This is a genomic window from Pseudomonas sp. FW305-3-2-15-E-TSA4 (assembly GCF_058787295.1).
The window spans coordinates 28483-52522 of record NZ_JBYSZP010000019.1 but is presented as its reverse complement, the minus strand read 5'-3'; the positions used below and the strand labels follow the sequence as shown (position 1 = coordinate 52522).

Annotated in this window: 11 protein-coding genes (1 of these 11 cut by a window edge); 5 read left to right on the top strand and 6 right to left on the bottom strand. The window is 62.6% G+C overall.

All coding sequences use genetic code 11. From position 1 onward, the window contains the following. Nucleotides 1–52 precede the first annotated feature (52 nt). Nucleotides 53–2323 carry a catalase/peroxidase HPI gene (gene katG, locus AC3WMV_RS23845; protein WP_103369005.1) on the bottom strand — a complete coding sequence of 757 codons (2271 nt, stop codon included), beginning with the start codon at nt 2321–2323 and terminating at the stop codon, nt 53–55. Nucleotides 2324–2612: 289 nt separating this feature from the next. Here katG and AC3WMV_RS23840 point away from each other — a divergent pair, with 289 nt between their 5' ends. Beyond that, complete coding sequence (locus tag AC3WMV_RS23840) at nt 2613–3041, top strand: hypothetical protein (RefSeq protein WP_097087905.1); 429 nt, start codon at nt 2613–2615, stop codon at nt 3039–3041. 42 nt (nt 3042–3083) lie between these two features. Here the strand turns inward: AC3WMV_RS23840 and AC3WMV_RS23835 are convergent, their stop codons facing one another. Beyond that, a complete protein-coding gene (locus AC3WMV_RS23835; protein WP_103369006.1) occupies nt 3084–5315 on the bottom strand; it encodes an LTA synthase family protein in 2232 nt (743 codons plus the stop codon). A gap of 308 nt (nt 5316–5623) precedes the next feature. On the opposite strand from AC3WMV_RS23835, the gene AC3WMV_RS23830 reads away from it, so the two are divergent. Together AC3WMV_RS23830 and AC3WMV_RS23825 are read left to right on the top strand one after the other, a co-directional pair. Continuing rightward, the gene (locus tag AC3WMV_RS23830) at nt 5624–6640 is read left to right on the top strand and encodes an ABC transporter substrate-binding protein (RefSeq protein WP_103369007.1); all 1017 of its coding nucleotides are present in this window, start codon (nt 5624–5626) and stop codon (nt 6638–6640) included. A gap of 127 nt (nt 6641–6767) precedes the next feature. Beyond that, nucleotides 6768–7262 (top strand): hypothetical protein, encoded by a 495-nt coding sequence (locus AC3WMV_RS23825; protein ID WP_103369008.1) that lies wholly within the window; start codon nt 6768–6770, stop codon nt 7260–7262. A 67-nt stretch (nt 7263–7329) separates the two neighbouring features. On the opposite strand, the gene AC3WMV_RS23820 is transcribed toward AC3WMV_RS23825, so the two are convergent. The 4 genes from AC3WMV_RS23820 to AC3WMV_RS23805 all read right to left on the bottom strand — a co-directional run bounded on the left by AC3WMV_RS23820 (nt 7330) and on the right by AC3WMV_RS23805 (nt 10856). Beyond that, nucleotides 7330–7809: a copper chaperone PCu(A)C gene (locus AC3WMV_RS23820; RefSeq protein WP_103369009.1), complete on the bottom strand. Its 480-nt coding sequence runs from the start codon at nt 7807–7809 to the stop codon at nt 7330–7332. Beyond that, the gene (locus tag AC3WMV_RS23815) at nt 7809–8414 is read right to left on the bottom strand and encodes an SCO family protein (RefSeq protein WP_047599796.1); all 606 of its coding nucleotides are present in this window, start codon (nt 8412–8414) and stop codon (nt 7809–7811) included. The genes AC3WMV_RS23820 and AC3WMV_RS23815 overlap by 1 nt, the downstream gene beginning before the upstream one ends. A gap of 156 nt (nt 8415–8570) precedes the next feature. Beyond that, entirely contained in the window at nt 8571–9977 is a 1407-nt protein-coding gene (locus tag AC3WMV_RS23810) for an efflux transporter outer membrane subunit (RefSeq protein ID WP_103369010.1), read from the bottom strand. A gap of 84 nt (nt 9978–10061) precedes the next feature. Then, entirely contained in the window at nt 10062–10856 is a 795-nt protein-coding gene (locus AC3WMV_RS23805) for a helix-turn-helix transcriptional regulator (protein ID WP_096795978.1), read from the bottom strand. 488 nt (nt 10857–11344) lie between these two features. On the opposite strand from AC3WMV_RS23805, the gene AC3WMV_RS23800 reads away from it, so the two are divergent. Beyond that, complete coding sequence (locus AC3WMV_RS23800; protein ID WP_103369011.1) at nt 11345–17758, top strand: non-ribosomal peptide synthetase; 6414 nt, start codon at nt 11345–11347, stop codon at nt 17756–17758. Nucleotides 17759–18003: 245 nt separating this feature from the next. Then, a protein-coding gene (locus AC3WMV_RS23795; protein WP_103369012.1) for a non-ribosomal peptide synthetase crosses the window boundary here: on the top strand, nt 18004–24040 show its beginning. Its footprint extends 6977 nt past the window's final position; the window shows 6037 of its 13014 coding nt (coding positions 1–6037); its start codon is at nt 18004–18006; the stop codon falls past the right edge of the window.

Sequence of the window (24040 nt, the reverse complement as noted above, 5' to 3'; positions counted from 1 at the left end):
GGTATACCGCATTCGCGAGCAAGCCCGCTCCCACAGGTTTTTGCGTTTTCTGTTATTTCAGGTCGAATCGATCCAGATCCATCACCTTGGCCCACGCCGCCACGAAGTCTTTGACGAACTGCTCTTTCGCGTCAGCACTCGCATACACCTCGGCCAGCGCCCGCAGTATCGCGTTGGAACCAAACACCAGATCAACCCGCGTCGCCGTCCACTTCACGCTACCGGTTTTACGGTCGCGTCCTTCGAACTCGTCCGCCGCTGCCGACGTCGGCTTCCACTCCACACCCATGTCCAGCAGGTTGGTGAAGAAGTCGTTGCTCAGGGTTTCCGTGCGCGAGGTGAACACGCCATGCCGGCTCTGCCCGACATTCGCCCCCAATACCCGCAGACCACCGACCAGTACGGTCATTTCCGGAGCGGAGAGGGTGAGCAATTGCGCCTTGTCGATCAGCAGCGCTTCGGCCGACACGGTGTATTTGCCCTTGCTGTAGTTGCGGAAACCATCGGCAATCGGTTCGAGGAAACCAAACGACTCGACATCGGTTTGCTCCTGAGTCGCGTCGGTGCGTCCTGGATTGAACGGCACAGAGACCGAGTGCCCGGCGTTTTTCGCCGCTTGCTCGACCCCGGCGTTACCCGCCAGCACGATCAGATCCGCCAGCGAGACTTTCTTGCCGGATGATCCGGCGTTGAACTCGTTCTGAATGCCCTCAAGGGTCTTCAGCACCTTGTCCAGTTGCTCCGGCTGGTTGGCCTGCCAGAATTTCTGCGGGGCCAGACGCAGACGTCCGCCGTTGGCGCCGCCACGTTTGTCCGAACCACGGAAGGTCGATGCGGCGGCCCAGGCGGTGGACACCAGTTGCGACACCGACAGACCGGACGCCAGCACTTTGCTTTTCAGCGCAGCCGCGTCGTTGCTGTCGATCAGTGGGTGAGTGGCCTCAGGAATCGGGTCTTGCCACAGCAGTTCTTCGTTGGGCAATTCTGGGCCGAGGTAGCGCGACAGCGGGCCCATGTCGCGGTGGATCAGCTTGTACCAGGCGCGGGCAAAGGCGTCTGCCAGTTGGTCCGGGTTGGCCAGGAAGCGACGGGCGATCGGCTCGTAGATCGGGTCGAAACGTAGCGCCAGGTCGGAGGTGAGCATGGTTGGCGAGAGTTTTTTGCTTGGATCGTGCGCATGGGGAACGGTGCCAGCCCCCGCGCCGTTTTTCGGTTTCCACTGGTGCGCACCGGCCGGGCTCTTGAACAGTTCCCACTCGAAGCCGAACAGGTTTTCCAGGTAGTTGTTGCTCCACTGGGTCGGGGTGGTGGTCCAGGTCACTTCCAGGCCGCTGGTAATGGTGTCGGCGCCTTTGCCGGTGCCGAATGCGTTGCGCCAGCCGAGGCCTTGTTCTTCCAGGCCGGCCGCTTCCGGCTCAGGTCCGACATTGTCGGCCGGGCCGGCGCCGTGGGTCTTGCCGAAGGCGTGACCGCCGGCGATCAGCGCGACGGTTTCTTCATCGTTCATGGCCATGCGGCCGAAGGTTTCGCGGATATCGCGACCGGAGGCAACCGGGTCGGGATTGCCTTCAGGGCCTTCCGGGTTGACGTAGATCAGGCCCATCTGCACGGCGGCCAATGGATTTTCCAGATTACGTTCGCCCTGATCGGTGCGGCTTTGCTCTTTGCCGTGCAAGTCCGGTTCGGCTACCAGCGTGCCGTCACCGGGCTCCTGCATGGCCGATTTGTCTTTGCCGTAGCGACTGTCGCCGCCAAGCCATTCGCGTTCCGAACCCCAATACACGTCTTCGTCCGGTTCCCAGACATCGGGACGTCCACCAGAGAAGCCGAAGGTCTTGAAGCCCATCGACTCCAGCGCGACGTTGCCAGTGAGCACGATCAGGTCGGCCCAGGAAATATTGCGGCCGTATTTCTGTTTGATCGGCCACAGCAGTCGCCGCGCTTTGTCGAGGCTGACGTTGTCCGGCCAGCTGTTGAGCGGGGCAAAACGCTGTTGCCCGGAGCCGGCGCCACCGCGACCATCGGCGGTGCGATAGGTGCCGGCGCTGTGCCAGGCCATGCGGATGAACAGCGGGCCGTAGTGGCCGAAGTCCGCCGGCCACCAGTCCTGGGAGTCGGTCATCAGCGCACGCAGGTCTTGTTTCAGGGCCTGGAAGTCCAGGCTCTGGAAGGCTTTGGCGTAGTCGAAGTCCTTGCCCAGCGGATCGGACTTGGGCGAGTGCTGGCTGAGGATCTTCAGGTTCAGTTGATTCGGCCACCAGTCACGGTTCGTCGTACCACCACCGGCGGCGTGGTTGAACGGGCATTTCGATTCGTTTGCCATGTTCGAGTCCTTATCAGGTCTTGTGCGGCCGGCTCATGCCGACTTCGGACTAGTAAGGCTAGACCCGACTCGGGCAGTCAGCTAATAGGCCGACTATTGGAGGCTGATAGGCAAACTCTTCAATGAATGATGCTATGGAATGAGTTGAAAGGTTTTTAGCTCGAAATCGACTAAACGACTGTCATTTCTGACAGTGCGCGGAGGAATTAATAAAAAATATATTGGCTGCATGTTAAGGGCCTGATGAATCACAAACCTTTGTTGGCAATCGAGTCGGGAGTGTATTTGCATGAAAAATTCAATTAAACCAGAAGAGCAAATTCTTAAGCTGATTCATGAAGGTCGCGGTAAATATAAAGGCACGTTTAAAGCTAGCGTTGATAACGTAGAGTTCATGTTCGCGGATACGAACGTGGTGTTTCACAGGGCAGGAGAGGAATATTACATTGTTGGGGCTGATAGAGATAATAAAAACTCCGTAGCCTTCTGTGTTCCATGGGCTATAAAAGAAGGCCCTCACGAGGTGAAGTGGTACAAAGGTGGTCTGGTTTGGAGCGTTAGTAAGGGCGGCGATTTTCACGAGATTCAACAAGGGGTGGCAACTGTGACGTTCTTACAAAGCGGCGAATATAAATACGGTGTTAAAGGTGAAATCGATTTTAGTTTGCCTCGAGTAGGGAAAATAACAGGTAAATTTGAAATTAAGCTCCGTGAGTAAACGTAAAGGGACGGATCCAGCCAATCCGTCCCTTCCCTGATTTCAACTCGATTGCACAGTCTCATCATCCGGCAACGCATCCAGCGGATCTTCCTGCCCCGGCAATTCAGTAATCACACTGAAATCCGTGACCTCGACCGCACCCAATCCATAACCCAGCAAGTGAAACGAAAAGGCCTTGCGCTGCTGCGGGTTGTCGAAGCTGAAATCCATCTGCAGCGGCTGATCGGCCGTGGCGACCATCTCGGTCGGCAGGCCCAGTTGCACGTCCTGTTCGAACTCCTTGGCCTTGAGCTGAATGTACGCCGCCTGCTGCGGGTCCACCGAGCGCACGGTCAGGCGCACGCGGGTGTGCGAACCCTTGGGCATTTCCAGGTATTGCGCACCGATCAGGTTATCGGCCCAGTCATCCTTGATCTGCGCCTGCAGCGGGATGACGTTGTTGCTGCCGAACTGGTAACGCTGATTGAGCGGGGTGCGCAGCAGCGACAGGTCCAGCGCCATGGCCCGCGCGGCAATCTGCCGGGCCTGCTGGCTGCTTTCATTGCCCTTGAAGGTGGCCCGCTCGGCAATGAACCCGGCGCTTTCGTAGTAGCGGCAGCGGCGCGGCATGTCGCACTCGGAAAAGATCCCCTGGCCGTTGTGGTAGCGCAGCTTGCCGTTGGTGTAGGACATGATTTCGCGTCCGCTGTCGTAGTCGCGGAACAGCGAACGGCCGCTCAGCGCCGACGGCACCGGCAGATCGAAATAGTCGAGGATCGACGCGCTCAGATCGACATGACCGTAGACCCCGGCATTCAGTCGCGGCAGTTGCTCGTGTTCCGGGGCCAAGGTCAGGTTGAAACCCCAGGACGACGCCAGACGCACGCCATCGATGCCGTGGGATTCGTCCGAAGTAATCACCACCAGCGTGTCTTTCAGCACGCCCTGACGTTCGAGGCCGCTGAGGAACTGCTCCAGCGCATCGTCCAGATAACCGACGGCCGCCTGTTTCGGCGTCTCGTAGCGCGCCAGATATTCTTCCGGTGCGGAGTAGGGCTGGTGCGTGCCGACAGTCAGCAGGGTGAGCATCCACGGTTGCTTCTGCTTCTTCAGTTGGCCGACGTAATCCAGCGCGCCTTCGAAGAACGCCTTGTCATCCTTGCCCCACGGGAACTCCAGATAGTTGGCGTTGCTGAACCATTCCAGACCATGGGTCGCATCGAAACCGATGTGCGGCATGATCTTGTCTTTGGCCATGAAACGCAGACCGGCGCCTTGCAGGTAATGAGTGCTGAAGCCGTTCTGCCGCAGTTGCGCCGGCAGGCAGGCCTGATTGCGCTCCTGCTGGGTGAGCATTTCCACGCCTTTGGGCGTGCCGTTGTTGAGCTTGTCGTAATCGCCACAGAGCATGGCGTACAGGCCACGAATGGTCTGGTGCGTATGCAGCACGTAATCCGGGGTGTTCATGCCGCGCTCGGCCCAGCGACTGAGATGAGGCATCAGGTCTTCCTGATAATGACTGCCGATGGCCTCGCGATTGGCGCGGATGTACGCGCCGGGGATGCCCTCCAGGGCGATGATCAGCACATTGCGCGCCTGCCCCGGCGCGGCCAACAGCTTGTGGCCATTGAGATCCAGATCGGTCAGCCCGGCCATCTGTGGCGCGGGTTCTTCGACGTCACCGTCCAGCCATTCCTCGGCCTGCAACTGCATATCGGCGACTTGCGAGGCGAGCAACTGATGCGGCAGGTTGTACAGGCGCCACGGATCCTCCTCGCTCGGCCACTGGTTTTGCACGCCCCAGTGCGCGGCGAACAGCAGCGCCGGTGCGGCCCACACGGCACGGTGCAGAGCAGCAGCGGGTTGCGCGCGATTGGCGAAACGCGTCAGCAACCAGAGCAGCAGCGCCAGCAACAGGGCCACGCCCAGCGCCGGATGGGCAAAGCCGCCACCGGTGGAGTTCTCCACGAACTGCGGGTCAATCAGGTAATGCAGGTCGGATGGGGTCGGCAACCGGCCGACAGCGCTGACCAACTCGGCCGTCGCCACCGCCAGCAACCCCCAGAACAGCAACAACGGCAACGCCAGCCACCACGCACGGCGATGCAGCAACAGCACCAGCAAACTGCCAATCGCCAGGTCGGATAAATAGCCCAGCGACGACGACCAGCCCAACGCCGCGCGCAGGCACACCGGTACAATCAGCACCAGCAGAATCAGGGAAAACAGGCGGGCATGCGGCTGCCGCAACCAACGCAATAAAACGCTCACAAACAAAGACCTTCCAGCCATCAAACCGTCATAAAAGTGTGCGCGATGATACCAAGGGTGGGCTGTCTGATCGCCCTTTTAAACTACCGGCTGATCCGCTCTCGCAGGCACGGCGCAGGGCTTGAGGCCGTGACTGGCGTTGGTGTCAGCGCGCTGACGGCTGACGCACAGCGTGTAATCGATGGCAGATTTATTGTTTCAGGCTGTTTAAATCAGCGCATGACGGCAAACGTGAGCGTGCTATGGATATTCGATAACGGTATTTAATTTCTGTTTTTTATAGCGATAGAGTTCGGCCTTTCAGCAATCCACCCTGCTGCGAGGTTGTCATGGCCATACCGTTCAAACGTTCTGCGCTGACTCTGTTGGCCGCATCCCTGGCAGGCAGTCTGCTGTTCAGCGCCGGCGCCCAGGCCGAAGGCAAGATCAGCATTGCCCAGCAATTCGGCATCGGTTATCTGATTCTCGATGTGGTTCGTGATCAGCAGTTGATCGAAAAACACGGCAAGGCACAGGGGCTGGAGATCAAGGTCGACTGGAACAGCATCTCCGGCGCCACTGCGATGAACGAAGCGCTGCTGACCGGCGCGCTGGACGTGGTCTCCGCCGGGGTGCCGCCAATGCTCACCGTGTGGGATCGCACCCGGGGCAAACAGAACGTCAAGGCGATTGCCTCGCTCGGCTCGATGCCCAATTACCTGCTGACCAACAACCCGAACATCAAGACCCTGAAGGATTTCAGCGACAAGGATCGCATCGCCGTGCCGGCGGCGGGCGTGGGGTTCCAGTCGCGGACCCTGCAGATCGAAACGGCCAAGGAATTCGGCAATGACCAGTACAAAAAATTTGACGACATCTCGGTCAGCCTGCCGCATCCGGACGCCACGGCGGCGCTGATTGCCGGTGGTTCGGAAATCAACTCGCACTTCTCCAGCCCGCCGTTCCAGTATCAGGCGTTGCAAAACCCCAACGTGCACAAAGTGCTGAGTTCCTACGACGTGCTCGGCGGTCAGGCCACGTTCAACGTGCTCTACACCACGGAAAAATTCCACCACGAAAATCCCAGGACCTACAAGGCCTTCTACGACGCGTTGGTCGAAGCGGAAAAAATCATCAAGGCCGACAAACCCGCCGCCGCCCAGGCGTACATCCGCGTCGAACAGTCGAAGCTGCCGCTGGCGCTGGTCGAACAGATCGTCAAAGACCCGGAAATCGACTTCACGGTGGTGCCGCAGCGCACGTTCATCTATGCCGAGAAACTGCAGGAACTGGGCGTGCTGAAGAACAAGGCCGACAGTTGGAAGGATTACTTCTTTGAAGAGGCGCATGGCGGCGCGGGGAGCTGATAACGGCTCGCCAAAGAGTTGAATCCTGTGGCTGTTTCTGGACAGCCTGATGGCCACTCAGTAGCATTCGAGCCCAACGGACTTTCCCTTTGCACGTCGTCCGACGTGGAGTTCTCAAGGAATCGACATGCGCGACACCCCCAATGGCGAACAACGAACGGTCGTGACCTTGGTCAACGGCGAGATTCATCACGAAACCCAGATCAGTTTCAGCTCGGTGTCGGTCGTCAATGGCGAAGTGCGGGTGCATACCGCTGAAGGCAATCAGATAAATCTCCAGGTACCGGGGGCGGACTTCTCATTGCGCTTTGATCTGGATGGAGTGCAGCAGACTCCAGTGGCGCAGCAGGCACCGGTTGAAACGGTGCCCGTCGACAACAACCTGAAGCTGTTCACCTGGAAAACCGTACTGATCACCCTCGGGCTGTGGACGTTGGTCAACCTGATCACTGGTTGGCTGGGATTCTTCGCGGCGGCCGGTTATCTCGGTTATCGCTGGAGTCAGGTGTTGAAGCGCAAGCAACAGTTGGCTGCGGCGCCCGTGGAGAAAACTGCGGCGGCATCGCGCTCGAGGATGTCGAGAGAAAGCGTGCGTAATGCGCTGGCCCGCAAGCGCGGCTGACATGCGCAAAAAAAGGGGCGACCTGATCATCAATCAGGCCGCCCCTTTTTATTGCCGCCAAGTCAGATCAATGCATCTTGCTGTGATCGTGGCCTTCCATGTGCGTCAGCGCACGGACTTCGGCTTTGACTTCGACGGTTTCTTTCTCGCCCTTGGCGTTTTCCACGGTCAGGGTCAGCGGTACGCTTTCGCCTTCCTTGAGCTGGCCGGTCAGGCCCATCAGCATTACGTGGTAGCCGTTCGGGTCGAAGGTGACGGCTTTGCCGGCCGGCAGGTCGACCGACTTGACCTGGCCCATGCTCATCACGTCGTTCTTCATGCTCATTTCGTGGATCTGCACATCTTTGGCCACCGGCGAGGCAACGCTCAGCAGTTTGCTGTCGCTGTCCGCGGTGACGGTCATGAACGCGCCGCTGGCCGATTGGGTCGGCACGGTCGCACGCACCCAGGCATCGTCCACTTTGGTCTGAGCCGAGGCTTGAAACGCCAGGCCCAGCAGCGACAGAGCGCAAACGGCGCGTTTGATGTTGTTCAAAACGGGGTGCATCAGCAGACCTCCATAACGGTGAGCAAATCTTCCGTGCACTCTTGTGCCGAAAGCGATACAGACAGACCCATGCGCAGCTGGCCGCGCGAGTCGTAGACGTAACTGGTGGACGTGTGGGAAATCGTATAGGTGTCGCCGGCCGGCACCTTCTCGAAGAACACGTCAAATTCCTTGGCGGTGGCCTGGGTTTCTTCCAGCGTGCCGTACAGCGCGACGAAGCTCGGGTCGAAGGCTTTGACGTAGGCGTCGAGGATCTGCGGCGTGTCGCGTTCCGGGTCGAGGGTGATGAAGATCACCTGCAGACGGTCGCCGTCCTTGCCCATCAGCTTCTTGATTTGCGCAGCGCGGGCGAGGGTGGTCGGGCACACCGCCGGGCATTGGGTGAAGCCGAAGAAGATCATCGGCATCATCCCGCGAAAGCTCGACAGCGTCATGGTTTCGCCGTCGGTGTTCTTCAGCTTGAAGGTGCGCCCGAGGATCTTGTCACTCAGGTCCTTGCCGTACTTGTACGACAGTTGGCCACGGGTGTCGCAGCCCGCGAGCAGGCCCAGGCCCAGCACGCCCATTCCCGCAAGCACCTTGCGGCGAGTCAACAAAGCCGTCATCTAATACCGCCTTTTGCAGCCCGTCAGTCGGCAGGACTGGCGGGGGGTTAACCGTAAAAGCGGCGCATGATACCAAACTGACGGCAGACGCCGGCCACGGATCGCCGCGCGGCGCAGGATCGGGCGACAAAAGGTGTAAGAAAAAGTGACGACGGACTACTGAACATTCGCCTCATCGGCCCGCCAGCCGCCGCCCAGCGCGGTGTACAGGTTGACCTCGGCGACCAGTTGCGCGAGGCGATCAGTGATCAGCCCCTGCTGCGAACTGAACAGCGAACGCTGTGCATCGAGAAACACCAGGCTGCTGTCGACACCGTTCTGATATCGGTGCTGCGCCAGGTTGTAGTAGTCCTGAGTCGCCTGTACCAGATCGCGTTGCGCCTGCAATTGCTGCTGATAAGTGCTGCGCGCCGCCAGGCCGTCGGCGACTTCCTGAAACGCGGTTTGAATCGATTTCTCGTATTCGGCGACCGCCACATCCTTTTGCAATTTCGAGTAATCCAGGCTCGCGCGCAGGCTGCCGGCGTTGAAAATCGGCAGGTTGATTTGCGGCTGGAACGTCCACGCGCCCGAGCCGCCGCTGAACAGCCCGGACAGATCGCGGCTGGAGGTGCCGGCGTTGGCGGTCAGGCTGACACTGGGGAAAAACGCCGCGCGCGCCGCGCCGATATTGGCGTTGGCCGCTTTCAGTTTGTACTCGGCCTGCAGAATGTCCGGGCGCCGTTGCAGCAGATCCGAGGGCAATCCGGCCGGCAATTGCTGGACCAGATCGCTGGCCAGTGGTTGCGCCGGCAGTTGCTCGGGGACTGGCGCGCCGATCAGCAGCGTCAGGCTGTTCAGATCCTGCGCCACCTGGCGTTTGTATCGCGCCAGATTGGCCCGCGAACTGTCGACGCTGGTTTGCGCCTGCGCCTGTTCCAGCGCTGAAGACTTACCGGCGTCGCGGTTGCGCGTGGTCAGGCGCAGGCTTTGCTCATCCGCGGCCAGGGTCTGGCGCGTCAGTTCGAGCAACTCCTGATCGGCGCGCCAGGTCAGATAGGCATTGGCGACGTTGGCCACCAGACTCAGCTCGGCACTGCGCCGCGCCTGTTCGGTCGCCAGCCAGGTCTGCAGCGCCTGCTCGCTGAGGCTGCGCACTCGGCCGAAAAAATCCAGTTCATAGGCGCTGACACCCAGATTCACCGCATAGGTCGAATTGATCAGCGCCTTGCTGCGAGTCACGCTGGGCGGCATGCGCTGGCGCGACCCGCTGGCATTGGCCGACACCGCCGGCAGCAGATCGGCGCGCTGGATCCGGTATTGCGCTTGAAACGCCTCGACGTTCAGCGCCGCCACCCGCAGGTCGCGATTGTTCACCAGCGCACTTTCGATCAACTGTTGCAGCGCCGGGTCGTTGAACAGCGTGCGCCAGTCTTCAGTGCGCGCTGCGGCGGGTGTCGGTGCCGGGTAAACCGCGCCTTGCGGGTACTGCGCAGCGCTCGGTGAGGCAGGGCGCTGGTACTCGGGAATCAACGAACAACCGGCCAACAGGACGGCGAGGGACAGCAGGGAAATGCGCAGCATCGAACGCTCTCATGCAGAAAAAACACGTGCCGGGCACTGCGTCCCCACACCATCATCGAACACCGTTTAACTCTGACTCCGCCGCTACGCCCCGGCCATCCAGCGCGCCAGACCGTGCCGTCCGCTGACCCCCAGTTTGGCGGTAGCTCGCTTGAGGTAGGTCTCGACGGAACTGCTCTTGACCCGCAGCTTCTCGGCCAGTTGCGGCACGGTACCGCCGGTCAGCAGACCCAGGCAGACTTCCTTTTCCCGCGCCGACAGCACGATGCCACCCAGCGCCAGACGTTCGTCGAACACCTGCTGCAACGGCGCCTGCTCCAGATCGGCCAAGGGCTGGCGTGGCTGTTTGGCGACGATCTGCCGACTGAGCTGCGCGTGCCGCTCGATCAGCGGCAGGAGGGTGTCGGACAGGCTTTTCAGAAACGACAGCTCCGGCAAGGAAAACACTCGTTGCGTATGCGGTCGGTAGAACGAGATGACACAGCGGCGATTAGAGGTGCGGGACACCAGATTGCACTGGTGCACGCTGTGCTGCGGATGTTGCGGCTGGAGCGACGCTTTGAGTTGAATCAGCAGGGAATCATTCATCTCGATCATCTTCTGCAACAACGGATGATCGTCCGGACTTTTCAACGGGTCCGGTGGCGGGAAGGTCTGCGGCAGTCCGGCGCTGCCCAGCGCCTTGATCTCGACCACGCTGGCCTGACGTTCGTCCAGCGTCCACTCACTGAGATCGACGCGATTGACCGGCACCAGGGTGTCGACCAACTGGAACAGGTTGCTGGCGAAATGATCGTCGCCGGTGCTGGCAATCAGTTCCCCCAGTTGCCAGTAGAAATGCGGGTTTTCCATGTTGCGAATGCTGCCGGTCAGATTCATATCCTTGTCATCCCTGGTTCCGAGTCATCACCGAGTCGTCCGCTGTTTATGCAAAAGCCGCCCACGCAATCGTCTCTCCTTGAAACTGATCTGGGGCGGGATTTAAGCCTATGGATTTGTCCTACGTCTGTAGGGGAAAACAGGGACACAAAGTGCCATCATTTCTGAAAGTTGGCGCCGGGCTTCTGACGCCGTTTGCTACAGGTGTTGCGCATCGTGTGACTGTTTGGTCACGGCAAGACCTTGAAAACCGGGGCAGTTGTGTTTTTTTGAGGTCACAACTCAGGTCGATGGCAGCGCTGGTGTGTGGCATTTTTCCTACAGAATTTTCAGTGTTTCCTCTCCGAACTTTTAGTGGGTTCCCACCCAATCAGGGGCTACAAGCGCTGACAGGCCAGCGCCCGGGGCGGGGTTGTCCGGGTTTTACGTGTCATGTCGGCATCGGGGCCGATGCTTGAATAGGCGCAAAATCACATGAGAAGGATCTTATGCCGCCTATTTCTGCCCCTGCGGTGGCCACGCCGTCCGCATCGCTCCAGACGTATCCGCTGACCGCTGCGCAGCTGGATATCTGGCTGGATCATCTGAGTCGCGGGGATTCGCCGCTGTACAACATCGGCGGCTACCTGGACCTCAGCGGGCCGCTGGATCCGGCGCGGATGCAGGCTGCGCTGGAAGCACTGGTAGCCCGGCATGACGCGCTGCGCACGATTCTGCTGCCGGGCGCCGGCGCCGATGGCCTGCCTTTGCAGCAGTTCGCCCGGTCAGTAGCGGTGCCGATGCCGATCGACGATGTGTCGGCGCACAGCGACCCGGAATCGGCGGCGCGGGCATTGGTGCAGGCACGCATCGATCAACCCTTCGTGCTGGACGGCGGCTGCCTGTTGCGCTTTCTGTTGATCCGCCTCGATGAGCAGCGACACTGGCTGTCCGTGCAGGCGCATCACTTGATCGTCGATGGCTGGGGCTTCGGCGAAATGTTCAAGTCGCTGGACGAGATCTACAACGCGCTGGCACACGGCCAACCGGCACCGGTCGCGGCGCCGTCGTACATCGACTTCATCGAGGACAATGCGCGCTATCACGCGTCGCCGCGTTATGCGCAGGATCGCGCCTATTGGCTGGACAAGTACCGACAATTGCCCGAGCCGCTGTTGCTGCCACGGCATCAGCAGAGTCTGGCCGGTCAAACTGCGCAGACGCAGGTCTACGCGCAGCCCTTGCCGGCGTTGCTGCACGAGCGCATGCAGCAGGTGGCCCGAGCGTTCGGCGCGTCGGCGTTCCATGTGTTGCTGGCGGCGCTGCATGTCTACTTCAGCCGCACCGCACAACGTGACGAATGGGTGGTTGGATTGCCGATTCTCAACCGCTCCGGCGCGCGCTTCAAATCCACCCTCGGGTTGTTCGCCCAGGTCAGTGCGGTGCGTATGGGCTTCGGTCGCCACTGCACGTTCGCTGAACTGGTGAGTACGATCCGTGAGGAACTGCGCAAGGACTTTCGCCATCAGCGTTTTCCCGTGAGTGAGATGAATCGCGCCCTTGGCCTGCTGCGGGAGGAGCGCTCGCAGCTGTTCGAGGTCACGGTGTCCTACGAGCAGGGCACTCACGATTATCGCTACGGCGAGGCGTCGGGACGGATCATCAAGGCCTCGAACGTCGAAGAGGCCACACCGCTGGCGGTGCACTTGCTGAGCAATCTGGCCAATGACGACGCGCGGCTGTACCTGATCTACAGCGAGGCGTATTTCAACGCCGATGAAGTCCAGGCACTGGCTGAACGCTGGTTGCTGATTCTGGAGCAGGGGCTGGAAGCGGTGAATCTGGCGGTGGCGGATTTCGATCTGAGCACGCCGGAAGAAACCGCGTTGCTGCAACAGTGGAATGCCACGCGGGTGGACTACCCGGCGCCGACGCCCCTTCAGCAACGTATCGAAGCGCAGGCGACGCTACGGCCGCACGCGCTGGCGGCGGTTGATCAGGGGCAAAGCCTGACCTATGCCGAACTCAATCAACGCGCCAACGCGCTGGCGCATCATCTGCTCGATCTCGGGGTGCGCCCGGATGACCGGGTGGCGATCGTTGCCCGGCGCGGGCTCGACACGCTGGTCGGACTGTTGGCGATCCTCAAGGCTGGCGCCGCGTATGTGCCGCTGGATCCGGCGCATCCGGCCGAGCGCCTGAGCTACCTGCTGGAGGACAGCGCGCCCATCGCGGTGCTGACCCAGCGCGCGCTGCGCGGGCATTTGCCGGCGTTGTCGGTGCCGGTGATCGAGCTGGATCAGCCGAGTTGGTCGGCTGGCCGGGTCGACGCGCCGAAGGTGCCGGGGCTGACCCCGGCCAACCTCGCTTATGTGATTTATACCTCCGGCTCGACCGGCCTGCCCAAGGGGGTGATGGTCGAGCACCGCACCCTGTGCAATCTGGTCGATTGGCACGCTGATGTCTTCGACCTGCATGCCGGCAGCCATACCTCAAGCCTGGCCGGTTTCGGTTTCGATGCGATGGCCTGGGAAGTCTGGCCGGCGCTGTGCGTGGGCGCGACCCTGCACCTGGCGCCGGCCAGCGAGGGCAACGAAGACATTGATGCGCTGCTCGACTGGTGGCGTGCGCAGCCGCTGGACGTGAGTTTTTTGCCGACGCCGATCGCCGAATACGCGTTCAGCCGCCAGCTCGATCACCCGACGTTGCGCACGCTGCTGATCGGTGGCGATCGCCTGCGCCAGTTCCCGCGTCAGCCATCGTTCGAAGTGATCAACAACTACGGCCCGACCGAAGCCACGGTGGTGGCGACCTCGGGACGTATCGACGCCGGGCAGGCGCTGCACATCGGCAAACCGGTGAGCAACGCCACGGTGTATCTGCTCGACGAGCAGCAGCAACCGGTGCCGCTGGGCGTGACGGGCGAGTTGTACGTCGGCGGGGCCGGGGTGGCGCGCGGTTACCTGAACCGCGCAGAGCTGAGCGCCGAGCGTTTCCTGCGCGACCCGTTCAGTGCTGAACCGGGCGCGCGCCTGTACCGCACCGGCGACCTTGCACGCTGGCGCGCCGACGGCAATCTCGAGTACCTGGGGCGCAACGATGATCAGGTGAAAATCCGTGGCATCCGGATCGAGCCGGGGGAGATCGAGAGCGCACTCGCCAGCCATTCGGCGGTGCGCGAAGCGGTGGTGCTGGTGCGCGACGGGCAATTGCTGGCGTGGTTCACCGAGCAGGCGCCGCTGGACATCAATGAGCTGCACGCGCAGCTGAAAACTCGCCTGAGCAGTGCCATGCTGCCGAGCGCCTATGTGCGTCTGTCGGCGCTGCCGCTGACCGCCAACGGCAAGGTCGATCGCAAGGCACTGCCGGCGCCCGGGCCGGACGATCTGATCCGCCGCGAATACGAGGCGCCGCAGGGTGAGGTCGAAATCGCCCTGGCGCAGATCTGGGCCGAAGTCCTGCAAGTCGAGCGGGTCGGGCGTCACGACCATTTCTTCGAACTCGGCGGGCATTCGTTGCTGGCAGTGATTCTGATCGAGCGCATGCGTCAGCTCGATCTGAGCAGCGACGTGCGCGTGCTGTTCAGTCAACCGACCCTGGCGGCGCTGGCGGCTTCGGTCGGCAGCGGTCGGGAAATCGAAGTGCCGGCCAACCGCATCGCCGCCGATTGCACCCACCTCACGCCAGAGATGCTGCCGCTGGTGCAACTGCAGCAGAAGGACATCGAGCGGATCGTTGCCACGGTGCCGGGCGGCGCGGCCAACGTGCAGGACATCTATCCGTTGGCACCGCTGCAGGAAGGCATTCTCTACCACCACATCACCGCCGCGCAGGGCGATCCGTACCTGCTGCAATCGCAACTGGCGTTCGACAGTCTGGAACGCGTCGAGGCTTTCGCCGCAGCGTTGCGAGAAGTCATGGCGCGCCACGACATTCTGCGCACTTCGGTGCTCTGGGAAGGCCTGAACACCCCGGTGCAGGTGGTGTGGCGCGCGGCAATTCTGCCGTTGCAGGAGGTCGAGCTGGACCCGGCCGACGGCCCGGTCATCGAGCAGTTGCACGCGCGCTTCAACGCCCGGCGTTATCGCCTCGACGTCAGCCAGGCGCCTCTGATGCGCCTGGTGTATGCCCGTGATCCGGCGCTGGATCGGGTGGTGGGGATTCTGCTGTTCCATCACCTGGCGATGGATCACATCGCCCTCGAAGTGATGCGCAGCGAAATGCAGGCCAGTCTGTCGGGGCAGGTCGTGGCGCTGGCGCCGCCGGTGCCGTATCGCAATTACGTGGCGCAGACGCGGCTGGGCGTCAGTGAGCAGGAACACGAGGCGTTTTTCCGCGCGCAACTGGCGGACATTGATGAGCCGACCCTGCCATTCGGCCTGCAGGAAGTGCAGGGCGACGGGCGCGGCATCGACGAAGCGCAGCAGGCGTTGCCGGCTGACGTCTATCAGCGCTTGCGCACCCAGGCGCGACAGGCCGGAGTCAGCGTGGCGAGCCTGATTCATCTGGCCTGGGCGCGGGTGCTGGCAGCGACGTCCGGCCAGCAGCGTGTGGTGTTCGGCACCGTGCTGATGGGGCGCATGCAGGGGGGCGAGGGTGCTGACCGGGCCTTGGGCGTGTTCATCAACAGCTTGCCGTTGCGCATCGATGTCGATGCGGGGGTGCTCGACGCCGTGCGCGCCACCCATGCGCGGCTGACCGCGCTGCTCGGGCATGAGCACGCGTCACTGGCACTGGCTCAGCGCTGCAGCGGCGTCGCCTCGCCGTCACCGTTGTTCAGCGCGCTGCTCAATTATCGGCACAGTGACGAGTCCGAACTGCTGGAGCCGTCCAGCCATGCCTGGCAAGGCATCGAAACCCTGGCCAACGAGGAGCGCACCAATTACCCGCTGACCATGAGCGTGGATGATTTTGGCAACGGCTTGCGCCTCACCGGCAGGGCCGTGGCGCAGATCGGCACGCAGCGGTTTTGCGGCTACATGCAAACCGCGTTGAGCGGCCTGGTACAGGCCTTGGAGCAGACTCCGCAACAACTGTTGAACCGCTTGCCGATCCTGCAAGCCGAGGAGTTGCAACGTTTGCTGATCACCTTCAACGCCACCGAGGTCGATTGTCCGCTGGACCAGCCACTGCACGCGTTGTTCGAAGCACAGGTGCGGCGTAAACCGGACGCCATCGCGCTGCAATCCGCGCAGGAAACCCTGACTTACCTTGAGCTCAATCAGCGCGCCAACCGTCTGGCCCATCACCTGCGTGAACTCGGCGTGCAACCGGACTCGCGCGTAGCGATCTGCGTCGAACGCGGGCTGGATCTGATCGTTGGTTTGCTCGGCATCCTCAAGGCTGGCGGCGCATACGTGCCGCTGGATCCGGACTATCCGCTGGAGCGCCTGAACTACATGCTGCAGGACAGCGCGCCGGTCGCACTGCTGGTGCATGGCGCCACGCGGCAATTGCTCGGCGAGCCGGGTGTGACGACGATCAATCTTAATCACGACAGTTGGGAGCTGCAGCCGTCAGACAATCTGCAGGTGCCGGGCCTGAGTGCTTCGAATCTTGCGTACATGATCTACACCTCGGGCTCCACCGGGTTGCCGAAAGGCGTGATGATCGAGCATCGCAGCGCCTGCAACATGGTGCACTGGGGCTCGCAGCTCAGTCCGCCGACCGAACACGGTGCGCTGCTGCAAAAAGCGCCGTTCAGCTTCGACAGTTCGGTGTGGGAGATCTTCTGGCCGCTGTGTTCGGGGATGCGTCTGGTACTGGCGCGACCGGACGGCAACCGCGATTCGGCGTATGTGGTGCAGACCATTCGCGAGCAGCAGGTGACGGTGGTCAAGTTCGTCCCGGCGCTGTTGCAGCAGTTCATCGAGCAGGACGGTGTCGAACAGTGCAGCAGCCTCACCGATGTGCTCAACGGTGGTGGCGAACTCAGCGCAGCGCTGGCGCGCCAAGTGCGTAATCGCCTGCCGTGGGTGCGTTTGCACAACGTTTATGGCCCGACTGAAACCACGGTGGACAGCACGGGCTGGACGCTTGAACCGCATATGCCGGTGCCGGACAACGTGGTGCCAATCGGCAAGGCGTTGAGCAACACCCGCCTGTACGTGCTCGACGCGTACGGACAACCGGTGCCACAAGGTGTCAGCGGTGAGTTGCACATTGGCGGCGTCGGCGTGGCACGTGGTTATCACGGCTTGCCGGAGATGCAGGCCGAGCGCTTCATCGACAGCCCCTTTGTTGCGGGTGATCGCCTGTACCGAACGGGCGACCTGGCGCGCTACAACAACCACGGGGAACTTGAATTCCTCGGCCGCAATGACTTCCAGATCAAGCTGCGGGGCTTGCGTCTGGAACCGGGAGAAATCGAGGCACGGCTGATCGAGCATCCGGCGATTCGCGAGGCGGTGGTGATGGTGCGCGATGAGCGTCTGGTGGCTTGGTACAGCTTGCGAGCCGGCATCGACGCGCCATCGTTGGAAACCTTGCGCGCGCATGTGCTGGAGCGTCTGCCGGAGTACATGGTGCCGGGCGCGTTCGTATTGCTCAACGCTTTGCCACTGACGCCAAACGACAAGATCGATCGCAAAGCCCTGCCGGAGCCGGGAGCCGACGCAGTCATCAATCGCCCATACGTGGCACCCGAGGGTGAAGTCGAAACCGCGCTGGCGCAGATCTGGAGCGAGGTGCTTGGCGTCGAACAGGTCGGCCGTCACGACAACTTCTTCGAGTTGGGTGGGCATTCGTTGCTGGCGGTGAGTCTGGTGGCGCGCATGCGTCAGAGCGGTTTGCACACCGACGCCCGAGCGCTGTTCAGCCAGCCGACGCTGGCGGCGCTGGCGCTCAGCACCACACCCGAGGCGCAGCAAGTGTTGATCCCGCAAACCACCATCCCGAGCCTCAATCGCAAACGCCGGATCTGACGCCGAACCCTGTAGGAGCTGCCGCAGGCTGCGATCTTTTGATTTGGCTTTTAACAGCAAGATCAAAAGATCGCAGCCTGCGGCAGCTCCTACAGGGGGGATTGCGGCGACCGAGCCGGCGGCTTGTCCCCGCTTCCCATGTCAGCCCCGCAAGCCCCGATGTTTTAGTTTTTCCAGGCTGCGCACAGCAGGCACGGACTCGCCGCTGCGCGCTCCTTTTTCTCGTATTTACAGCAGGTTATCCCATGCATTTCAGCGAACTGATGGCTGTTCTTTCCACCCATGCGATCCGCCTTCAACAGGAAGATGAAGACCTGGTCATTCTGGGCAGCGACGACGCGCTGGACGATGCGTTGTGGGACAGCCTCAGCGAACACAAGGCGCAACTGCTGGAACTGGTCGCGCAAAACGGTGGCGACTGGCTGAGCCCGGCGTTTCGCATCACCCCGGACATGCTGCCGCTGGTAACGCTGGATCAGCCGACCATCGATCGCTTGGTCGCCAAAGTACCCGGCGGCGCCGCCAACCTGCAGGACATTTACCCGCTGGCGCCGCTGCAGGAAGGCATGCTTTATCTGCACCTGTCGGCGCCCGCCGGTGACCCCTACGTGTCGCAAGCGCGATTCGCCTTCGACAGCCGCGAACGTCTGGAGGCTTTCGCCGAGGCGCTGCAATGGATGATCGAACGCCACGACATTCTGCGCACCTCGTTCGTCTGGGAACGCCTGGACGAACCGCTGCAAGTGGTGCAGCGGCAGGCTCGTCTGCACTGCGAAGAAATCGCCCTCGACCCGGGCTCGGATGTCCTGACGCAACTGCTGGAGCGCCACGACCCACGGTTCTTCCGCCTCGACATCCAGCAGGCGCCGCTGCTGCGTCTGGTGTACGCCACGGATCCGGCCAACGGGCGCGTGGTCGCGCTGTTGCTGTTCCATCACCTGATCATGGACCACGTTGCGCTCGACGTGGTGCGCCGTGAAACCCGCGCGCATCTGCTGGGCCAGACCGCGCAGGTCGGGCCGCCGGTGCCATACCGCGATCACCTGGCCAAGGCCCGTCTGCGTCTGGACGAACAGACTCACGAGCAGTTTTTCCGCGAGATGCTCGCCGACATCGACGAGCCGACCTTGCCCTGTGGTTTGCAGGATGTGCAGGGCGACGGCCAAAGCATCGAAGAAGCCGTGCTGATGCTCGACACCGACTTCAGCCGGCAACTGCGCGGCCAGGCGCGTCAGCTCGGCGTCAGTGTGGCGAGCCTGATGCACCTGGCGCTGGCGCGGGTGCTCGGCCAGTTGTCGGGCCGCACCACCGTGGTGTTCGGCACTGTGTTGCTGGGGCGGATGGAGGCGGGCGAGGGCGGCGAACAGGCGCTGGGGATGTTCATCAACACCTTGCCGCTGCGCGTGGATGTCGGGCAGGACGGCGTGCGTGCCGGGGTGCTGGCCACCCATCGACGCCTGACCGCGTTGCTCGGCCATGAACAGACCTCGCTGGCACTGGCCCAGCGTTGCAGTGCGGTGGCGGTGCCGACGCCGTTGTTCAGCGCGATCCTCAACTATCGCCACAGCAGCAGTGAAGAGATCGCCGAGGTCAGCGAACTGGCCCCCGGCGTGCAAGTGCTGGGCGCCCGCGAACGCACCAACTACCCGCTGACGATCAACATCGACGACCTCGGCGAAGACTTGCGCATCACCGCGCTGGCGGATGCGGCGCTGGGTGCCGAACGCATCGCCGCTTACCTGCACACCGCGTTGCACAGCCTGCTGCAGGCCTTGCAATCGACCCCGGATGCACCGCTGCAACGCCTGAATATCCTGCCGGCCGCCGAACGTGAATATCTGCTGCACGGGATCAACTCGCCGTTGCCGCAGTTCCCGGAAACCCCGCTGATTCACCAGCAGTTCGAAGCCCACGCGGCGGCGCGTCCAGAGGCCACAGCGCTGCTGTTCGAGGAGCAGACGTTGAGCTACGGCGAACTCAATCGCCGCGCCAATCAACTTGCGCATCACCTGCTGGCGCGGGGGATTCGTCCGGATCAGCGCGTGGCGATCTGCGTCGAGCGCGGCCCGCAGATGATCATCGGCCTGCTCGGTATCCTCAAGGCCGGCGCCGGTTACGTGCCGATCGACCCGGCGTATCCACTGGAGCGCATCGCTTACACCCTGGAGGACAGCGCCCCGGTGGCGGTGCTGACCCAGGCCGATACGCTGGATCGGGTTGGCGCGCTCAACGTGCCGATCATCGATCTGGACAGCCTGCAGTTGCAGGCTGAACTCAGCAGCAATCCGCAGATTCCCGAGCTGAGCCCAAATCACCTCGCCTACGTGATCTACACCTCCGGTTCCACCGGGTTGCCCAAAGGCGTGATGGTCGAACACCGCAACGTGGTGCGGCTATTTTCGGCGACCCACGACTGGTTCAACTTCAACCCGCAGGACGTGTGGGCGCTGTTCCATTCCTTCGCCTTCGATTTCTCGGTGTGGGAAATCTGGGGCGCGCTGGCGTTCGGCGGACAATTGTTGCTGGTGCCGCAGGCGGTCAGCCGCTCGCCGGACGACTGCTACGCGCTGCTGTGCCGCACTGGCGTCACTGTGCTCAATCAGACCCCGAGCGCCTTCCGCCAGTTGATCGCCGCGCAGGGCCGCAGCCCGTTGCAGCACTCGTTGCGCGAAGTGATCTTCGGCGGCGAAGCGCTGGAACCGGGCCTGCTCAAACCGTGGTACGCGCGGGTCGGCAATGCCGGTACGCGGCTGGTGAACATGTACGGCATCACCGAAACCACGGTGCACGTGACCTATCGGCCACTGGAGGCAGCGGACTCGCTACTGGTCGGGCGCAGCCCGATTGGCGTGGGCATTCCCGACCTGCAACTGTACGTACTCGATGCGCAGCGCGAACCGGTGCCGGTCGGCGTGATCGGCGAGTTGTACGTCGGTGGCGCCGGGGTTGCCCGGGGTTACCTCAACCGCGAGACGCTGACCGCCGAGCGATTTATTGCCGACCCGTTCAGCGGCCGTGCCGAGGCGCGTCTGTACAAGACCGGTGACCTGGCGCGCTGGACCACGGACGGCAGCCTCGAATACCTCGGGCGCAACGACGATCAAGTGAAGATCCGTGGTTTCCGCATCGAACTCGGTGAAATCGAAGCTCGCCTCGCCGCCTGCGCCGGTGTGCGCGAAGCAGTGGTGATCGCCCGCGAAGACAGCCCCGGTGATAAGCGTCTGGTCGCCTACTGGCTGGCCGCCGCAGGCACTGAGCCGAGCGCCGCGCAATTGCGCGATGCGTTGCTGCTGTCGCTGGCCGAGTACATGGTGCCGAGCGCCTTTGTGCGCCTCGACGCCATACCGCTGACCACCAACGGCAAACTTGATCGCAAAGCCTTGCCACAACCGGACAGCGATGCCTTCGCCCGTCGCGGTTTCGAAGCCCCGCTGGGACCGGTGGAAACCCTGATTGCCGGGATTTGGCAGACCCTGCTCGGTGTCGAGCAGGTCGGGCGGCACGACAATTTCTTCGAACTCGGCGGCCATTCGCTGTTGGCAGTCAAACTGATCGAGCGCATGCGCCAGCACGACTTGCAGTGCGACGTGCGTGTACTGTTCGGCCAGCCGAGCGTCGCGGCGCTGGCGGCGACGCTGAGTCACAGTCACGCCTTGCGGGTGCCGGACAATCTGATTGCTACCGATTGCACGCGCATCACCCCGGACATGTTGCCGCTGGCCACGCTGGATCAGGCCGCCATCGACCGCGTGGTCGCCAGCGTGCCCGGCGGCGTCGCCAATGTTCAGGACATCTATGGCCTGGCACCGTTGCAGGCGGGGATTCTCTACCACCATCTGGCGACCAGCGCCGGTGATCCCTACGTATTGCAGGCGCAATTCGCCTTCGCCGGTCTGGCGCAGATCAAGGCCTTCGTCCGTGCGTTGAATGCGGTGATTGCGCGCCACGATATTCTGCGCACCAGCGTGTTCTGGGAAGGGCTTGAAGAGCCGGTGCAAGTGGTCTGGCGCGAGGCGCCGCTGGCGCTGGAACGAGTCGATGCCGACCTGCTTGAGGGCGATGTGCTGGAGCAGATGCAGGCGCGGTTCGATCCACGGCACTACCGCCTCGACCTGCGCCGGGCGCCGCTGATGCGTCTGGCCTACACCGAAGACCGTGAACAACAGCGCTGGGTCGGCATCCTGTTGCTGCACCACATCGTGCTCGACCACACCGCACTGGAAGTGTTGCTGGCGGAAATGAACGACAGCCTGTACCCGAGCGGCGCCGATTTGCCGATGCCGGTGCAGTACCGCAACTACGTGGCGCAGGCGCAGCAACAGGCCAATGCCGAGGCGCATGAAGCGTTCTTCCGCGACATGCTCGGCGACATCGACGAGCCGACCGTGGCCTTCGGTGTGCAGGATGTGCATGGCGATGGCAGCACCATCGTCGACAGCGAGCAGGCGCTGGAAGCCGGCGTGGCCGAGCGCTTGCGCGAGCAGGCGCGCCGCCTCGGCATCAGCGCCGCCAGCCTGGTGCACCAGGCCTGGGGCCAGGTGCTGGCGCAGGTTTCGGGGCGTGAAGAGGTGGTGTTCGGCACCGTGCTGCTCGGGCGCATGCAGGGCGGCGAGGGCGCCGATCGCGCACTCGGCATGTTCATCAACACCTTGCCGTTGCGGGTCAGTGTTGGCGCTACCTCGGTAGAGCAAGGCGTGCGCGCTACTCATGAGCGTCTGGCGCAATTGCTGGCGCATGAGCAGGCCTCGCTGTCGCTGGCCCAGCGTTGCAGCGGTGTTGCCGCGTCGCTGCCGCTGTTCAGCAGCTTGCTCAACTATCGCCACAGCGCGGCGGAACCGACAGGCGTGGCCTGGGACGGGATCGAGATTCTCAGCTCGCGCGAGCGCAGCAACTATCCGCTGGTGGTCAGCGTCGACGACCTCGGCACCGGTTTCCGCCTGAGCGTGCAAGCGGTGCCGCAAGTGGATGGCGCGCGGGTCTGCGATTACCTGCAAACCGCGCTGCACAACTTGCTGACCGCTCTGGAGCACTCGCCAGCAACGTCGCTGCGGCAGATCTCGGTGCTGTCACCGAGTGAACGCCAGCGGGTCCTGGTCGGCTTTAACATCAGCGGTCGCGACTACCCGCCGGCGCAAACCGTGCAGCATTTGGTCGAGGCCCAGGCCGCCGCGCACCCCGAGGCTTTGGCGGCGGTGCAAGGTGCGCAGCAGTTGCGCTATGGCGAGCTCAATCAGCGGGCCAATCGCCTGGCGCATCACCTGATCGGCCTTGGCGTGCAGCCCGATGACCGGGTCGCCCTGTGCGCCCGGCGCAGCCCGGACATGCTGGTGGCGCTGCTGGCGATCCTCAAAGCCGGCGCCGGTTATGTGCCGGTCGATCCGGCGTATCCGCCGGAACGCATCGCCTATCTGTTGCAGGACTGCGCCCCGGTGGCAATCGTGGCGCAAGCATCGACCCGCGATCTGCTCGGTGGCGTGCCGGTCATCGATCTGGACAACGACCTCTGGCAGCACCTGTCGGAGGCCAACCCGCAGGTGCCGGCATTGACGCCGAAGCATCTGGCGTACGTGATCTACACCTCCGGCTCCACTGGCCAACCGAAAGGGGTGATGGTCGAGCATGCCACCCTGGAAAACCTCGTGCACTGGCACGCTGAAGCCTTTGACTTGCAGGCCGGCAGCCAGACCGCGAGCGTCGCCGGCTTCGGTTTCGATGCAATGGCCTGGGAAGTCTGGCCGGCACTGTGTGTCGGCGCGACCTTGCACCTGCCGCCGCAGTCGATCCGCAACGAGCACCTCGACGAGTTGCTCGACTGGTGGTGCGCGCAGCCGTTGCAGGTCAGCTTCTTGCCGACGCCGGTGGCCGAATATGCGTTCAGCCGGCAATTGCAGCACCCGAACTTGCGTACGCTGCTGATCGGTGGCGACCGACTGCGTCAGTTCAGTCGCCAGCAAACCTTCGCAGTGATCAACAACTATGGCCCGACCGAAGCGACGGTGGTCGCCACCTCGGGGCGGGTAGAGCTTGACCAGCCGTTGCATATCGGCCGGCCGATTGCCAACGCCAAAATCTATGTGCTGGACGCCGAGCAGCGTCCGGTGCCGGTAGGCGTGGCGGGCGAGTTGTATGTCGGCGGGGCAGGCGTGGCGCGTGGTTATCTGAATCGCCCCGAGCTGAGCGCTGCGCAGTTCCTTTTCGACCCATTCAGCGACGAGCCACAGGCGCGCATGTACCGTACCGGCGATCAGGCGCGTTGGCTGGCCGACGGCAATATCGAGTACC

Coding starts and splice junctions, on each gene's coding strand:
- katG (WP_103369005.1), bottom strand. CDS start 2,323: ATGGCAAACGAATCGAAATGCCCGTTCAACCACGCCGCCGGTGGTGGT.
- AC3WMV_RS23840 (WP_097087905.1), top strand. CDS start 2,613: ATGAAAAATTCAATTAAACCAGAAGAGCAAATTCTTAAGCTGATTCAT.
- AC3WMV_RS23835 (WP_103369006.1), bottom strand. CDS start 5,315: ATGGCTGGAAGGTCTTTGTTTGTGAGCGTTTTATTGCGTTGGTTGCGG.
- AC3WMV_RS23830 (WP_103369007.1), top strand. CDS start 5,624: ATGGCCATACCGTTCAAACGTTCTGCGCTGACTCTGTTGGCCGCATCC.
- AC3WMV_RS23825 (WP_103369008.1), top strand. CDS start 6,768: ATGCGCGACACCCCCAATGGCGAACAACGAACGGTCGTGACCTTGGTC.
- AC3WMV_RS23820 (WP_103369009.1), bottom strand. CDS start 7,809: ATGCACCCCGTTTTGAACAACATCAAACGCGCCGTTTGCGCTCTGTCG.
- AC3WMV_RS23815 (WP_047599796.1), bottom strand. CDS start 8,414: ATGACGGCTTTGTTGACTCGCCGCAAGGTGCTTGCGGGAATGGGCGTG.
- AC3WMV_RS23810 (WP_103369010.1), bottom strand. CDS start 9,977: ATGCTGCGCATTTCCCTGCTGTCCCTCGCCGTCCTGTTGGCCGGTTGT.
- AC3WMV_RS23805 (WP_096795978.1), bottom strand. CDS start 10,856: ATGAATCTGACCGGCAGCATTCGCAACATGGAAAACCCGCATTTCTAC.
- AC3WMV_RS23800 (WP_103369011.1), top strand. CDS start 11,345: ATGCCGCCTATTTCTGCCCCTGCGGTGGCCACGCCGTCCGCATCGCTC.